Annotated in this window: 16 protein-coding genes; 9 read left to right on the top strand and 7 right to left on the bottom strand. The window is 59.3% G+C overall.

Going from position 1 to position 14416, the window contains the following annotated elements; all coding sequences use genetic code 11:
• Positions 1-161: 161 nt before the first annotated feature.
• Positions 162-1361: a tyrosine--tRNA ligase gene (tyrS, locus tag HBO11_RS16740; RefSeq protein ID WP_169953840.1), complete on the bottom strand. Its 1200-nt coding sequence runs from the start codon at positions 1359-1361 to the stop codon at positions 162-164.
• 210 nt (positions 1362-1571) lie between these two features.
• Between tyrS and HBO11_RS16735 the strand changes: the two genes are divergently transcribed.
• Both HBO11_RS16735 and HBO11_RS16730 read left to right on the top strand, forming a co-directional pair.
• Positions 1572-2984, top strand: a complete 1413-nt coding sequence (locus HBO11_RS16735) for a peptidoglycan DD-metalloendopeptidase family protein (protein ID WP_169953839.1) — start codon at positions 1572-1574, stop codon at positions 2982-2984.
• 3 nt (positions 2985-2987) lie between these two features.
• Complete coding sequence (locus HBO11_RS16730; RefSeq protein ID WP_169953838.1) at positions 2988-4079, top strand: anhydro-N-acetylmuramic acid kinase; 1092 nt, start codon at positions 2988-2990, stop codon at positions 4077-4079.
• Between the two features lie 67 nt (positions 4080-4146).
• Here HBO11_RS16730 and erpA read toward each other — a convergent pair whose 3' ends face one another.
• Together erpA and argC are read right to left on the bottom strand one after the other, a co-directional pair.
• Entirely contained in the window at positions 4147-4497 is a 351-nt protein-coding gene (gene erpA / locus HBO11_RS16725) for an iron-sulfur cluster insertion protein ErpA (protein ID WP_003176443.1), read from the bottom strand.
• A gap of 163 nt (positions 4498-4660) precedes the next feature.
• Positions 4661-5695, bottom strand: coding sequence for an N-acetyl-gamma-glutamyl-phosphate reductase (argC, locus tag HBO11_RS16720; protein WP_169953837.1), 1035 nt, complete (start codon positions 5693-5695; stop codon positions 4661-4663).
• Positions 5696-5831: 136 nt separating this feature from the next.
• Between argC and hemJ the strand changes: the two genes are divergently transcribed.
• The 6 genes from hemJ (at position 5832) to coq7 (ending at position 10321) form a co-directional block, all read left to right on the top strand.
• A complete protein-coding gene (hemJ, locus tag HBO11_RS16715) occupies positions 5832-6260 on the top strand; it encodes a protoporphyrinogen oxidase HemJ (protein WP_169953836.1) in 429 nt (142 codons plus the stop codon).
• A 35-nt stretch (positions 6261-6295) separates the two neighbouring features.
• Entirely contained in the window at positions 6296-7258 is a 963-nt protein-coding gene (locus HBO11_RS16710; protein WP_169953835.1) for a nitronate monooxygenase family protein, read from the top strand.
• 67 nt (positions 7259-7325) lie between these two features.
• Entirely contained in the window at positions 7326-8288 is a 963-nt protein-coding gene (locus HBO11_RS16705) for a DUF805 domain-containing protein (RefSeq protein WP_169953834.1), read from the top strand.
• Positions 8289-8351: 63 nt separating this feature from the next.
• Positions 8352-9137: an SDR family oxidoreductase gene (locus HBO11_RS16700; RefSeq protein WP_169953833.1), complete on the top strand. Its 786-nt coding sequence runs from the start codon at positions 8352-8354 to the stop codon at positions 9135-9137.
• Positions 9138-9183: 46 nt separating this feature from the next.
• Positions 9184-9522 carry a histidine triad nucleotide-binding protein gene (locus HBO11_RS16695; protein WP_032858506.1) on the top strand — a complete coding sequence of 113 codons (339 nt, stop codon included), beginning with the start codon at positions 9184-9186 and terminating at the stop codon, positions 9520-9522.
• Between the two features lie 151 nt (positions 9523-9673).
• Positions 9674-10321, top strand: coding sequence for a 2-polyprenyl-3-methyl-6-methoxy-1,4-benzoquinone monooxygenase (coq7, locus tag HBO11_RS16690; RefSeq protein ID WP_169953832.1), 648 nt, complete (start codon positions 9674-9676; stop codon positions 10319-10321).
• Between the two features lie 57 nt (positions 10322-10378).
• Here the strand turns inward: coq7 and HBO11_RS16685 are convergent, their stop codons facing one another.
• On the bottom strand, positions 10379-10801 hold the full coding sequence (locus HBO11_RS16685) for an OsmC family protein (protein WP_169953831.1): 423 nt from the start codon (positions 10799-10801) through the stop codon (positions 10379-10381).
• A gap of 234 nt (positions 10802-11035) precedes the next feature.
• Here HBO11_RS16685 and crp point away from each other — a divergent pair, with 234 nt between their 5' ends.
• On the top strand, positions 11036-11680 hold the full coding sequence (gene crp, locus HBO11_RS16680) for a cAMP-activated global transcriptional regulator CRP (RefSeq protein ID WP_169953830.1): 645 nt from the start codon (positions 11036-11038) through the stop codon (positions 11678-11680).
• On the opposite strand, the gene HBO11_RS16675 is transcribed toward crp, so the two are convergent.
• The 3 genes from HBO11_RS16675 to trpD form a co-directional block, all read right to left on the bottom strand.
• The gene (locus HBO11_RS16675) at positions 11677-12372 is read right to left on the bottom strand and encodes a lipoate--protein ligase family protein (RefSeq protein WP_169953829.1); all 696 of its coding nucleotides are present in this window, start codon (positions 12370-12372) and stop codon (positions 11677-11679) included. The genes crp and HBO11_RS16675 overlap by 4 nt on opposite strands.
• A 157-nt stretch (positions 12373-12529) precedes the next feature.
• Positions 12530-13366: an indole-3-glycerol phosphate synthase TrpC gene (gene trpC / locus HBO11_RS16670; RefSeq protein ID WP_169953828.1), complete on the bottom strand. Its 837-nt coding sequence runs from the start codon at positions 13364-13366 to the stop codon at positions 12530-12532.
• Positions 13363-14412: an anthranilate phosphoribosyltransferase gene (gene trpD / locus HBO11_RS16665; protein WP_032858515.1), complete on the bottom strand. Its 1050-nt coding sequence runs from the start codon at positions 14410-14412 to the stop codon at positions 13363-13365. The genes trpC and trpD overlap by 4 nt, the downstream gene beginning before the upstream one ends.
• Between the last annotated feature and the right edge of the window lie 4 nt (positions 14413-14416).

Raw genomic sequence — 14416 nt, 5'->3', positions numbered from 1 at the left:
CACCTCTTTTTCAACTTCCTTTTGGCTTCGATGCACTGAAGCAACCTGCTGCCGAAAACTACATAACTCTTTGTTTACCAAGGAGTTTTCCGTTTCGACTGCGCCGGAAGTGGGGCGAATTATAGACAGATATAAATCGCCGTCAACCGTTACTTTCAGGTTTATTCGGATTTAAGCGTAATCCGCGCAAATGCCTTCTTGCCGGCCTGGCAAACGTGGGTCGCACCCAGCTCGTATATAAAGGAGCGATCGACAACCTCACCATCTATACGCACACCACCGGAGCCGAGAAGGTCGCGTGCAACCGCCGAGTTCTTCACCAATCCCGCCTTATTAAGGACAGCCGCGATCGGCATCGCCTCGCCAGCAGTCAATTCAATCTCAGGCAGATCATCCGGCAGCTCGCCATCCTTCATACGATTGCCCGCAGCACGATGAGCACTGGCCGCAGCCTCCTCGCCGTGGAAGCGCGCAACAATTTCTTCCGCCAGCTTGATCTTGACGTCCCGCGGGTTCGCACCCGCCTCCACATCGGCACGCAACGCGTTGATCTCATCCATCGAGCGGAAGCTCAACAATTCGAAGTACCGCCACATCAAAACATCAGGGATAGAAACCAGCTTGCCGTACATCACACCCGGCGCTTCCTGGATGCCGACATAGTTGCCCAACGACTTGGACATCTTCTTCACGCCATCCAACCCTTCCAGCAATGGCATGGTCAGAATGCATTGAGCCTCCTGACCATACGCGCGCTGCAGCTCACGCCCCATCAACAGGTTGAACTTCTGATCGGTACCGCCCAGCTCGACATCCGCACGCAGCGCCACCGAGTCATACCCTTGAACCAACGGGTACAGGAACTCGTGAATCGCGATGGGCTGATTGGTGGAGTAGCGTTTATCGAAGTCATCGCGCTCGAGCATCCGCGCAACGGTGTACTGGGACGTCAGACGAATGAAGTCCGCCGGCCCCATTTTATCCATCCAAGTGGAATTGAACGCCACTTCGGTCTTGGCCGGATCAAGAATCTTGAAGACCTGAGTCTTGTAGGTCTCGGCATTATCGAGGACCTGCTCACGAGTCAGCGGCGGGCGCGTGGCACTCTTGCCGCTCGGATCACCGATCATCCCGGTGAAATCACCTATAAGGAAGATCACCTGGTGCCCCAGTTCCTGGAACTGGCGCAGCTTATTAATAAGCACGGTATGACCCAGGTGCAGATCCGGTGCCGTCGGATCAAAGCCAGCCTTAATACGAAGGGGTTGGCCACGCTTGAGCTTTTCGATCAGCTCGGCCTCGACCAACAGTTCTTCCGCACCACGTTTGATCAGCGCTAGCTGCTCTTCAACCGACTTCATAACAGACCCGCAAAGCTCAGATTCAAAGGGAACCAACCATACAAGATCAGGGACTAATTACAAGTTTTGCCCTGCAAACGGACACCATTCGGCGAGCCCGGCATTCGCAAGCTTGCACCACAGATGATTTGGTTATATTTTATACAGTTATTTCATCTTCATCATGTCATTCATCTTTTCCATTTCATCTTTTCAAAGTCAAAATTACCTATGACCACTGAACCGTCTAAAGCGCCGCCGCTTTACCCGAAGACCCACCTGCTCGCCGCAAGTGGTATCGCCGCCCTTCTCAGCCTGGCACTCCTGGTATTCCCTTCCAGTGACGTAGAAGCCAAACGAACGACCCTGAGTCTTGACTTGGAGAGTCCGGTTGAACAACTGACACAAGACCAAGACGCTTCTGACGCCCAACAAGCCACAACCGCGAGCGTCGAGTCACCCTTTGCACAGATTGAAGACAGCACGGATGACACCAAGGAAACCGCCCAGGCAGCCCCTGTACCCCAGGTAGCAAAAGGTCCCGAACACCGTGAAGTGATCGTGGCCAAAGGCGACACACTGTCGACACTGTTCGAGAAAGTCGGCCTTCCAGCCGCGACCGTTAACGATGTGCTGGCCAGCGACAAGCAAGCCAAGCAATTCACCCAGCTCAAGCGCGGCCAGAAGCTTGAGTTCGAGCTCAGCCCAGACGGTCAACTGACCACCCTGCACAGCAATCTCAATGACCTTGAAAGCATCACCCTGACCAAGGGCGCCAAGGGCTTTGCCTTCAATCGCGTGACCACCAAGCCGGTAATGCGCTCTGCCTATATTCATGGGGTGATCAACAGCTCGCTGTCCCAGTCTGCGGCGCGCGCAGGCCTGTCCCACAGCATGACCATGGACATGGCCAGCGTGTTTGGCTACGACATCGATTTTGCTCAGGATATTCGCCAGGGTGACGAGTTCGACGTGATCTACGAGCAAAAGGTGGCCAATGGCAAGGTTGTCGGCACCGGCAATATCCTGTCGGCGCGCTTTACCAACCGCGGCAAGACCTACACCGCTGTGCGCTACACCAACAAACAAGGCAATAGCAGCTACTACACCGCCGACGGCAATAGCATGCGCAAGGCCTTCATCCGTACTCCGGTTGACTTCGCTCGTATTAGCTCGCGTTTTTCCATGGGCCGCAAGCATCCAATTCTGAACAAAATCCGCGCCCACAAAGGTGTGGACTATGCAGCACCCCGCGGCACGCCAATCAAGGCTGCCGGTGACGGCAAGGTGCTACTGGCCGGGCGCCGGGGCGGCTACGGCAATACCGTTATCATCCAGCACGGCAACAGCTACCGTACGCTGTACGGGCATATGCAAGGCTTTGCCAAAGGCGTGAAGACCGGCGGCAACGTCAAGCAAGGCCAGGTGATCGGCTATATCGGCACCACCGGCCTGTCCACCGGCCCGCACCTGCATTATGAGTTCCAGGTCAACGGCGTGCACGTCGACCCGCTAGGCCAGAAGTTGCCTATGGCCGACCCCATCGCCAAGGCCGAGCGCGCCCGCTTTCTTCAGCAAAGCCAGCCGCTGATGGCACGCATGGACCAGGAACGCGCCACCATGCTGGCTTCGGCGAAGCGCTAAGCGATGGCGCTCTATATAGGTGTGATGTCCGGGACCAGCCTCGACGGCCTGGACATTGCGCTGATCGAGCAAAACACGGCGGTCAAGCTGATCGCCACGCATTACATCCCCATGCCTGAATCCCTGCGTGCGGAGCTGCTGGGCCTTTGTGCCAGCGGCCCGGACGAGATTGCGCGCTCGGCGATTGCCCAGCAAAACTGGGTCACCCTCGCCGCCCAGGGCATTCATGCCCTGCTTGAGCAACAGCAACTCACGCCCGCCGACATCCGGGCGATTGGCAGTCATGGGCAGACTATTCGCCACGAACCTGCCCGCGGCTTTACCGTGCAGATTGGCAACCCCGCGTTACTGACCGAGCTGACTGGAATAACCGTCGTCAGTGACTTCCGTAGTCGCGATGTGGCCGCCGGTGGCCAGGGTGCGCCACTGGTGCCTGCCTTTCACGAAGCGCTGTTCGGCCAGACCAGCGGCAACCGGGCAGTGCTGAATGTCGGCGGCTTCAGCAATCTGAGCCTGATCGAGACCGGCAAACCAGTAGCGGGGTTTGACTGCGGCCCGGGCAACGTCCTGCTCGACGCCTGGATTCACCAGCAACGGGGCGACACCTTTGACCGCGACGGCCAATGGGCTGCGACAGGAAAGATCGAGCCACAGCTGCTCACCGCGTTGCTCAGCGACCCTTTCTTCCTGACCCAGGGCCCGAAAAGCACTGGGCGCGAAGTCTTCAACCTGTCTTGGCTGGAGCACCACCTCGGTCGACTGCCATCATTCGATGCACAGGATGTCCAGGCCACGCTGCTGGAGCTGACGGCGCAGACTATCGTCGAGTCGTTGAAAACCGCACAGCCGCACACCGAGACCCTGCTGGTATGTGGCGGCGGCGCCTACAACACGACGCTGATGAAGCGCCTCGCCGCCATGCTACCGGCCACCCGCGTGAGCAGCACCGCCACCCACGGCGTAGACCCTGACTGGGTGGAAGCCATGGCATTCGCCTGGCTGGCCCATTGCTGCCTTGAAGGCATCGCCGCCAACCGCCCAAGCGTGACGGGTGCACGCGGCCTTCGCGTACTTGGCGCGATCTACCCCGCCTGACACGCACATAGCAAAACGCCGCCTGGCTCCATAAGAGCCAAGCGGCGTTTTGCCTATCCGCTATCGATCAGATCGAGAACGACGAACCGCAACCACACGTCGTGGTGGCATTCGGGTTCTTGATCACAAAGCGCGAGCCTTCCAAACCTTCCTGGTAATCCACCTCGGCGCCTGCCAAGTACTGGAAGCTCATCGGATCCACGACCAGGCTTACGCCCTCGCGCTCGACGATGGTGTCGTCATCGGCCACATCTTCATCGAAGGTAAAGCCGTACTGAAACCCTGAACAACCGCCGCCCGTAACGAATACGCGCAGCTTCAAGCGATCATTACCCTCTTCATCGACCAGGCTCTTCACCTTGTGCGCAGCACCGTGGGTGAATTGCAAAGCCGTGGGGGTGAAGGATTCAACGCTCATGCTGATAATCTCCCGGCGTAGCGCCGCCATATGCGTGATGGCGGCCATTATCCGCTTCTCCTAGAAAAGCGGTCAACTATTGTTACGGTATATCAATCTGCCCGGCGCCCCTTAAAAACACAAAAGGCCCGATCAACGGGCCTTTTGCACAGCAGCCAACGCCTTAAGGCAGCATGCCGGCGTGGGACAAACCGAGCTTCTCATCCAGGCCGAACAAGATGTTCAAGTTCTGTACAGCCTGGCCCGACGCGCCCTTGACCAAGTTATCGATTACCGACAGCACCACTACCAGGTCGCCATCCTGCGGCCGATGCACGGCAATCCGGCACACGTTGGCACCGCGCACGCTGCGGGTTTCCGGGTGGCTACCGGCAGGCATTACATCGACGAACGGCTCATTGGCATAACGCTTTTCAAACAATGCCTGCAGATCCACCGAGCGATCTACGACCGTTGCATACAGTGTCGAGTGAATCCCACGGATCATCGGGGTCAGGTGCGGCACGAACGTCAGGCCGACGTCACTGCCAGCCGCACGCCGCAGTCCCTGGCGAATTTCCGGCAGATGGCGATGCCCCTTTACGGCATACGCCTTCATGCTTTCCGAGGTCTCGGAGTACAAGGAGCCTACAGCCGCACCACGACCGGCACCGCTGACGCCCGACTTGCAGTCGGCAATCAGGCGCGAGGCATCAGCCAGCCCGGCCTCCAGCAGCGGCAGGAAACCCAACTGGGTAGCCGTCGGATAGCAACCCGGCACGGCAATCAGGCGCGCCTGTTTGATCTGCTCGCGATTGACCTCGGGCAAGCCATACACCGCCTCTTCGAGCAGCTCTGGAGCACCATGGGGCTGGCCGTACCACTTGGCCCACTCATCGGCATCCTGCAGGCGGAAGTCCGCAGAGAGGTCGATGACCTTGGTCCCGGCCGCCAGCAGCTCGCCGGCCAAGGCATGCGCAACCCCATGCGGCGTGGCAAAGAACACCACGTCGCAGGCGCCCAGGGTCTTGATATCCGGAACGCTGAACGCCAGGCCGTCGTAATGACCGCGCAGGTTGGGATACATATCGGCAACGGCCAGGCCGGCCTCGGATCGGGAGGTGATGACCACCACCTCAGCTTGCGGATGCTGAGCCAACAGACGCAGCAATTCGACACCGGTGTAACCCGTGCCGCCGACGATACCGACCTTGACCATAAACCTGCCCTCAACGAACCCACTGGAAAGCCGTCGATAATAGGGGCCGTATCGTTCTGCGACAACCGTCAACGTGACGTGCGCGCACTCTAACCTCTACTATCTCCAGTTACCGTGAACCTGGGAATAACTAAAAATGCTTTATCTATGGCTCAAAGCCTTTCATATCGTCAGCATTGTCTGCTGGTTTGCCGGGCTGTTTTACCTTCCGCGCCTGTTCGTCTACCACGCACAAAGCCAGGATGCCGTCAGCCAGGAGCGCTTCTGCATCATGGAGCGCAAGCTGTACAAGGGCATCATGCTGCCAGCGATGATCGCCACGCTGGTATTCGGTATCTGGTTGATCAGCCTTAACCCGAGTGTCTTCAGCCAAGGTGGCTGGATGCACGCCAAGCTGACCTTGGTGGTGATCCTGATCGGCTACCACCATATGTGTGGCGCCCAGGTAAAACGTTTTGCCCGTGGCGAAAACACCCGCAGCCATGTCTTTTATCGCTGGTTCAATGAAGTGCCAGTTCTGATATTGCTGGCTATTGTAATTTTGGTCGTCGTAAAGCCGTTCTAACTCTAATCAGCCGCACTTAACCTGGGGTACTTCCAATGTCGCTGCCCGCTTTGCTAGAACAACGCCTGCGCCTTCCCGTGGTGGCTGCGCCGATGTTCCTGATTTCCAATCCGCAACTGGTCCTGGCGTGCTGCCGCAATGGCGTGGTCGGGAGTTTCCCGGCACTCAACCAGCGCGAAAGCAGCGGGTTCAAGGCCTGGCTGGAAGAAATCGAGGCGGGCCTGGCACTGCTGGAAAACCCCGCGCCCTACGCGGTCAACCTGATCGTGCACAACAGCAACCCGCGCCTTGAGGCTGACCTGGCGATCTGCGTCGAGCACAAGGTGCCGATCGTTATCACCAGCCTGGGTGCGGTCAAGGAATTGGTAGACGCCGTACACAGCTATGGCGGCCTGGTGTTCCACGACGTCACTACCCGGCGCCACGCCGAAAAAGCCGCAGAAGCCGGCGTCGACGGACTGATCGCCGTGGCGGCGGGGGCTGGCGGCCATGCCGGCACCTGGAGCCCGTTCTCGCTGATCGCCGAGATCCGCCAGTTCTTCGACAAGACCCTCCTGCTGGCCGGCTGCCTGAACCATGGGCACGAGATCCTCGCCGCACAATTGCTCGGGGCAGACCTCGCGTATTTCGGCACGCGCTTTATCGGCACCACTGAAAGCCACGCCCCCGATGCCTATAAAGAGATGCTGCTCACATCGCGCGCAGCCGATATCGTGCACACTCCGGCGGTGTCGGGCGTGCCCGCAAGCTTTATGCGCCAAAGCCTGGAAAACGCCGGTTTCGACCTTGCCGCCCTGCAAGGCAAGGGCGAAGTGAACTTTGGCTCCAAGCTCAAGCCACTCAGCGACGAGGCAAAGGCCTGGAAGACTGTATGGTCCGCCGGCCAAGGCGTCGGAGAGATTGACGATTTGCCCAGCGTCGATGAACTGGTTGCCCGCCTCGATGCCGAATACCGCAAGGCACGCGAGCAAGCGGCACAATTGCGCTGGCCGCGCTGACTCACCCGCCAGGCCTGCCGATTGAAGCAGGCCTGCATTACCCCTGAAAAGTGACAAGGATGCCCGCATGAGCGACAACCGTTTCAAGATTGTGTTTGATGGAGCCCTGCTCCCGGGTGTCGAAAGCACCACCGCCAAGCTGAACCTGGCCGAATTATTCAAAAGCGACGTCGAAGCGATTGAAAAACTCTTCACCGGGCGCCCGGTGGCCTTGAAGCGCGACCTGTCTCACGCCGATGCCGACACCTATCTGGCAGCCCTGAAAAACGCCGGCGTCGATGCGCGCATCGAAGCCGAACAACCCGTGGCCTTCAGCCTGGCTGAAACCCATGAGACCGACTCCGCGACCGCCGATTTCTCGCGTCCAGCCGCCTCACCATACGCACCGCCGCGCGCAGTTGTAGGGGAAAACCTTCCAGAGTTTTCCACCCTCAAGGTGTTTACCGTCAACGGGCGTATCGGGCGCTTGCGCTTCCTCGCCTGGACCCTGGTGCTGAGCCTGGCCTTGTTCACCGTCGTGGGCGCCCTGTTTACCGTGGGCCTGGGTATTGCCGCGGTATCTCCCACTGCGGCGATCATCATTGGCTCACTGCTCGGTTTCGTCGTGCTCGTGGCATCTGTGTGGATCAGTGTCCAGATCACCGTGCAGCGCCTACATGACCTGGGCTGGTCCGGCTGGTTATGGTTCCTGAACCTTGTACCGATCGTGGGCAGCATTTTCCCGATCCTGCTGATCGTGCTGCCTGGCAATGCGGGTGCCAACCAGTATGGTGCGCCACCGCCACGCAACTCGACCGCGGTGAAGGTCCTGGCCACCCTGTGGCTGGCACTGCTCCCATTGATATTCGCCGCTACGGTGATGCTGGCCATGAGCGGTTACCTGGACCAGCTCGAAAGCAGCGTGGACGGTGGCTATGAAAACAGCTCCATGACCACCGATGAAGACGCTGATCAGAGCGTCATCGTGGGTGAAGAAGATGTGCAAAGTGCTGACGATGCGGCCGAACCTGTAGACTCTACGCAAGAATGAAGAAACGCCCCACGCCTGTGACGCATCTGTCGCAGGCTCGGTGGCGTTGCGATGGAGAAACGCATGACCCGTTACGCTCTGATCACCGGTGCCTCCAGCGGCATCGGCCTGGCCTTGGCTGAAGCACTGGCCCGTCGCGGCCGCAGCTTGATTCTGGTGGCCCGCCAGCGTGATCAGTTGGAAAGTATTGCCATTGAGCTGACCCAACGCTTTGGCGTCGAAGTGTTGTTCCGCGCCTGTGACCTGGGCGAGCCATTGCGCCTGTCTGGGTTCCTGCTAGAGCTGGAAGAAGGTGAGCGGCAGATCGACTTGCTGGTCAACTGCGCCGGTATCGGCACCAGTGGCCCATTCCTCGCCCAGGACTGGATGACCGAGCAGGACCTGATCGAAGTCAACATCCTTGCCCTGACCCGCCTGTGCCACGCGCTGGGTAACTCCATGGCCCTGCACGGTGGTGGGCAGATTCTCAACGTCGCCTCGGTCGCAGCCTTCCAGCCGGGGCCATGGATGAGCACCTATTACGCCAGCAAGGCCTATGTGCTGCATTTCTCCGAAGGCCTGCGCGAAGAGCTGAAGAGCTGCGGCATCAAGGTTTCAGTGCTCTGCCCCGGCCCGACACGCACCGCCTTCTTCGGCACCGCACAGATGGACACCGCCAAGCTGGACCGTCAGCAGCTGATAAGCCCGGAAGAAGTGGCACTGCACACCGTACGTGCCCTGGCAAAGAACAAGGCGATCATTGTTCCCGGTCGCCGTAATCGCTGGCTGGCGTTCAGCCCGCGCTTGAGCCCACGCTGGCTGACCCGCAAGATTGCCGGCGCCATCAACAAGGCCTATTGCCCGCGTTGACCTGCTGGGTACACTCACCCTGCACTTTCATAATGGAGAAACAGCTGTGGATACTCTGTTCACCAAGATCATCAACAGAGAAATACCCGCGAGGATTATCTACGAGGATGACCAGGTCCTGGCCTTCCACGATATTGCGCCAATGGCCCCCGTGCATTTCCTGGTGATTCCAAAGAAGCCGATCCGCACCCTCAACGACCTGACGGAAGAAGACAAAGGCCTGGCAGGACACATCCTGTTCACCGCCCAGCGCCTGGCCGTGGAGCAAGGCTGCGAAAAAGGCTTTCGCGTGGTAATGAACTGCAATGAAGATGGCGGCCAGACCGTCTATCACATTCATATGCATGTACTGGGTCAACGCCAGATGAACTGGCCACCGGGCTGAAACCCCAATTGTAGGGGTCGGCTTGCCGGCGATGGCGGTCTCAAGAGCCTCATCGCCGGCAAGCCGGCCCCTATAAGAAGCATGACCCAGCGCAAACGCACGCCCCTCTCTTGCGGTAAACTGGCCGCCGAGATTTTTCCCGGAGGTCAGCATGACTACCCAACGTCACTACTCGCCGATTGACCGACTGTTGCTGCAAGCCGACACGGCCATGCGCACGCTGCTGCCCTTCAGCGGCCAGCCGTATCGCCCGTCACCTGCCATCGTGCAACCCGAAGCGCAAATGAGCGAGACGGATACCCGCCACGTCGCAGGCCTGATGCGTATCAACCATACCGGTGAAGTCTGTGCCCAGGCGCTGTACCAGGGTCAGGCCTTGACCGCCAAGCTGCCGCAAGTACGCGCAGCCATGGAGCATGCGGCCGAGGAAGAAATCGACCACCTGGCCTGGTGTGAACAACGTATCCGCCAATTGGGCAGCCACCCCAGCGTGCTGAACCCACTGTTTTATGGTTTGTCGTTTGGTATCGGCGCCGCTGCCGGCCTGATCAGCGACAAGGTCAGCCTGGGTTTTGTCGCAGCGACCGAGCACCAGGTGTGCAAGCACCTGGATGAGCATCTGGAACAACTGCCGGCCGAGGACGAAAAGTCCCGGGCGATTCTTGAGCAGATGCGTATCGACGAAGAACATCACGCAGAAAGCGCACTGGATGCCGGCGGTTTCCGCTTCCCGGCACCGGTTAGGTTTGGCATGAGCCTGCTGGCCAAGGTCATGACCAAAAGCACCTACCGGATCTGAGCTGCAAAAAAGGGCGCTTTCAAAGCGCCCTTTCTTTTTTGCCGGTTGATCCTGTGATCAACCCAACTCAACGATCTCGTAATCATGAGTAATGGCCACGCCGGCCGCGCCGAGCATGATCGAGGCCGAGCAGTACTTCTGCGCCGACAGCTCGACGGCCCGCTTGACCTGCGCTTCTTTCAGCGCGCGGCCCTTGACCACAAAATGCATATGGATCTTGGTGAACACCTTCGGGTCTTCAGTCGCGCGTTCGGCTTCTAGAAAGGCTTCGCAGCTTTCCACCGCCTGGCGCGACTTCTTCAGGATGCTGACCACATCGAAGTTGCTGCAGCCGCCCACGCCGAGCAGGAGCATTTCCATGGGCCGTACACCCAGGTTGCGACCACCGGCTTCCGGCGGGCCATCCATGACCACCACATGGCCGCTGCCCGATTCACCGAGGAACATGGCTTCGCCCGCCCATTGGATGCGTGCCTTCATCGCCCAGACTCCACTGCTAAAAAAGGGGCGCCAGCTTATCACAGGCCCTCGCGAGCGCAGTGCCCACCCGCAATACGATCAACAGTAGGCCGTGATAGATAAATTCCCTGATCGAGTCAGAATGTGTCTGTTAAGCTGGCGCCAAATCAATGGCGCATTGCCATCCATTGGATGGACCTCGCTCGATAAAAATATAAGTCCAACCACACCGTGCAGTCTTTTCGGGATACAACCATGGTTGCTATTACCCCCATACCCAAGATCAAGAACCTCGATAAGTTACTGACCCACTGTCAGCGTCGACGCTATCCGGCCAAGCAGAACATCATCTGCGCCGGGGAGCGCTCGGAAACCCTGTTCTTCATTATCAAAGGTTCGGTCACGATCCTGATCGAGGATGAAGACGGCCGCGAGATGATCATCGCCTACCTCAATACCGGGGACTTTTTCGGCGAGCTGGGCCTGTTTGAGCAAGCCGGAAAAGAACAGGAGCGTAGCGCCTGGGTGAGGGCCAAGATCGAGTGTGAGGTCGCGGAAATCAGCTATGCAAAATTTCGCGAGCTGGCCGAACAGGATCCAGACATCCTCTACGCCCTGAGCGGCCAGATTGCCCAGCGCTTGCGCAACACCACGCGCAAAGTCGGCGACCTGGCGTTCTTCGATGTCACCGGGCGTGTCGCCCGTTGCCTGCTGGAGCTGTGCAAGCAGCCAGACGCCATGACCCATCCCGACGGCATGCAGATCAAGGTTACGCGCCAGGAAATCGGGCGCATCGTCGGTTGTTCGCGGGAGATGGTCGGTCGAGTGCTCAAGGATCTGGAGGAACGCAACCTGGTTCACGTCAAAGGCAAGACGATGGTGGTGTTCGGCACTCGCTAGTGCGCAAAGACCTGCGCCAGCATCTGCCGGTACAAACCGTCGAGGCGGCTGATCGCATCCGGCGCCGCAAAAGCTTCATGCAGGGCGATATGGCTGTCAGCGCGCACCCGCTGCTCCAGGCCACACGCCTGACTGAAGCGATTGACCGCAGCAATCAGTTCCTCACGATGGTTATCCAGCAACAGTGCGCCATGCACCAGGCCCACCGGGCGCCCACCACTCTGGCGCCAACGCTGGGCAGTGCCGACCATCTTGCGTCCGTCGAGATTGACGTTATAGCGACCATCGCAAAAGGCACCGTCGATTTCGCCCACGGAGGCATCGCCGCCCAACTCGGTCAGCAAATCGCAGATGGGTTGGCACAGGCGCAAATATCCGGTTTCAATCCGACCCTGGTCGCCCTCACTACGTGGCGGCGCGTAGACCAGTGCAATGTTCACCGTCGCCGCTGACTGCGGCACCGGCTCGCCCCCGGTTTCGCGCAGCAACACCGGCCAGCCGTGGGCCGCTGATACCTGGCTGGCCGCGTCAAATGCGGGCAGGCGGCTCAGACGCCGAGGCATTACCAGTGCCTGGTCACTGGGTTGCCAAAACAGCAGGCCGAATGATTGCTCACCCGCGCAGACGGCGGCCAGCAAGTCCTGCTCGGCGGCAAGGCCTGCTTCAACGGTCATCGCTACGGGCTGGATCATCGGGCATCTACCTCTCTGAATAAACACAAAAACAAATGTGGGAGCTGGCTTGCTCGCGATAGCAACGTATCAGTCACCAATGCATTGACTGAAAGTCTGCTATCGCAGGCAAGCCAGCTCCCACACAAGCCAGCTCCTACCGTGGCCGCGTTTTGAATCAATCCAGCGTCGAGCCGCTGACCGGCAGACCACGCTCCGGGAAAAACAGGCGCTGCAACTCAGCCCCAGGATTCTCCGCACGCATAAAAGTCTCGCCAACCAGGAACGAGTAGACGTCGCTGATTTCCATCAGCTCCACATCCGCACGATTGACGATACCGCTCTCGGTAATCACCAGGCGGTCGCGGGGAATGCGCGGCAACAAGTCCAGGGTGGTTTCGAGGCTGACCTCAAAGGTGTGCAGGTTGCGGTTGTTGACCCCCACCAAGCGTGTATCGAGGGTTTTCAGCGCGCGTTCCAGTTCGTCACCGTCGTGGACCTCGACCAATACATCCAGGCCCACGCCCTTGGCCACTGCCGCCAGTTCGGCCATCTGCACGTCGTCCAGCGCCGAAACAATCAACAGCACGCAATCGGCGCCCAACGCCCGGGCCTCGACGATCTGGTACGGGTCGATCATGAAGTCCTTGCGGATCACCGGCAACTTGCACGCGGCGCGGGCTTGTTGCAGGTAAGCGTCGGAGCCCTGGAAGTAGTCGATATCGGTCAATACCGAAAGGCAAGTCGCCCCGCCTTTCTCATAGCTGGCAGCAATCTCTGCTGGCACGAAGTGCTCGCGGATCACACCTTTGCTCGGCGAGGCCTTTTTGATCTCGGCGATCACCGCTGGCTGCTTGAGCTTGGCCTGGGTGATCAGGGCATTGGCGAAGCCGCGCGGTGCATCGGCGCTTTTAGCCAGGCCTTCCAGCTCGGCCAGGCTCACGCGGGCGCGGCGCTCGGCGACTTCTTCAGCTTTACGGGCGAGGATGTTTTCCAGGACTGTTGGCACGCTCATCCTTCATTCTCCATTTTGAATACGGCCGTGAATGCTCCCAGCTCTTCGAGCTTTTCGCGAGCCAGACCCGTATGCAGCGCATCGTGGGCCAAGGCGACACCTTCTGTAAGACTATAGGCGTGATCAGCTGCGTAAAGTGCTGCGCCAGCATTCAGAACAATCATCTCTGCCGCTTTCTGACCGTTTTCAGTCTTGCGACGCCCCAGGGCATCGCGAATCAATTCCAGGGAAGCGGCCGGGCTTTCCACCGCCAGGCCGTGCAGGCTCTGGCTCTTCATGCCCAGATCCTCTGGCTCGACCCAATATTCAGTGACCTGATCGTTCTTCAGTTCCGCCACAAAGGTCGGCGCCGCAAGACTGAATTCGTCCAGGCCATCCTTGGAGTGCACCACCAGCACATGCTTGCTACCCAGGCGCTGCAGGACTTCGGCCAATGGCCGACACAGTGCCTGGCTGAACACGCCCACCACCTGATGTTTCACACCGGCCGGATTCGTAAGCGGGCCAAGCATGTTGAACAGGGTACGCAGGCCAAGGTCCTTGCGCGGTCCGGCGGCGTGTTTCATCGCACCATGGTGGGACTGGGCAAACATAAAGCCGATGCCAACGTTGTCGATGCAGCGCGCCACCTGCACCGGGGTCAGGTTCAGGTAGATACCTGCTGCCTCCAGCAGGTCGGCACTGCCGCTCTTGCCGGATACAGCACGGTTGCCGTGCTTGGCCACGGTGCAACCGGCAGCCGCCACCACGAAGGAGGAGGCCGTCGAGACGTTGAAAATATTCGCACCATCGCCGCCGGTGCCGACCACATCGACCACGCCGTCGAGGGTCTTGAGTTCGACCTTGTCCGCCAACTCGCGCATCACCGAGACGGCGCCGACGATTTCGTCGATGCTCTCGCTCTTCATGCGCATGGCCATCATAAAGGCGCCAATCTGCGCATCGGTGCATTGACCGGTCATGATTTCGCGCATCACATCGCTCATTTCAGCGGTGCTCAGGTCCAGATGGCCGACGATACGGCTCAGGGCAGTCTTGATATCCATGGAA

This window comes from Pseudomonas sp. WS 5010 (genome assembly GCF_012985565.1).
Taxonomy (GTDB): Bacteria; Pseudomonadota; Gammaproteobacteria; order Pseudomonadales; family Pseudomonadaceae; genus Aquipseudomonas.
The sequence above is the reverse complement of the archived record's forward strand: the minus strand, read 5'-3'. Positions and strand labels throughout refer to the sequence as shown.

Excerpts from the sequence above, each read along its gene's own strand:
- tyrS (WP_169953840.1), bottom strand. The coding sequence starts at position 1,361 with ATGAAGTCGGTTGAAGAGCAGCTAGCGCTGATCAAACGTGGTGCGGAA.
- HBO11_RS16735 (WP_169953839.1), top strand. The coding sequence starts at position 1,572 with ATGACCACTGAACCGTCTAAAGCGCCGCCGCTTTACCCGAAGACCCAC.
- HBO11_RS16730 (WP_169953838.1), top strand. The coding sequence starts at position 2,988 with ATGGCGCTCTATATAGGTGTGATGTCCGGGACCAGCCTCGACGGCCTG.
- erpA (WP_003176443.1), bottom strand. The coding sequence starts at position 4,497 with ATGAGCGTTGAATCCTTCACCCCCACGGCTTTGCAATTCACCCACGGT.
- argC (WP_169953837.1), bottom strand. The coding sequence starts at position 5,695 with ATGGTCAAGGTCGGTATCGTCGGCGGCACGGGTTACACCGGTGTCGAA.
- hemJ (WP_169953836.1), top strand. The coding sequence starts at position 5,832 with ATGCTTTATCTATGGCTCAAAGCCTTTCATATCGTCAGCATTGTCTGC.
- HBO11_RS16710 (WP_169953835.1), top strand. The coding sequence starts at position 6,296 with ATGTCGCTGCCCGCTTTGCTAGAACAACGCCTGCGCCTTCCCGTGGTG.
- HBO11_RS16705 (WP_169953834.1), top strand. The coding sequence starts at position 7,326 with ATGAGCGACAACCGTTTCAAGATTGTGTTTGATGGAGCCCTGCTCCCG.
- HBO11_RS16700 (WP_169953833.1), top strand. The coding sequence starts at position 8,352 with ATGACCCGTTACGCTCTGATCACCGGTGCCTCCAGCGGCATCGGCCTG.
- coq7 (WP_169953832.1), top strand. The coding sequence starts at position 9,674 with ATGACTACCCAACGTCACTACTCGCCGATTGACCGACTGTTGCTGCAA.
- HBO11_RS16685 (WP_169953831.1), bottom strand. The coding sequence starts at position 10,801 with ATGAAGGCACGCATCCAATGGGCGGGCGAAGCCATGTTCCTCGGTGAA.
- crp (WP_169953830.1), top strand. The coding sequence starts at position 11,036 with ATGGTTGCTATTACCCCCATACCCAAGATCAAGAACCTCGATAAGTTA.
- HBO11_RS16675 (WP_169953829.1), bottom strand. The coding sequence starts at position 12,372 with ATGATCCAGCCCGTAGCGATGACCGTTGAAGCAGGCCTTGCCGCCGAG.
- trpC (WP_169953828.1), bottom strand. The coding sequence starts at position 13,366 with ATGAGCGTGCCAACAGTCCTGGAAAACATCCTCGCCCGTAAAGCTGAA.
- trpD (WP_032858515.1), bottom strand. The coding sequence starts at position 14,412 with ATGGATATCAAGACTGCCCTGAGCCGTATCGTCGGCCATCTGGACCTG.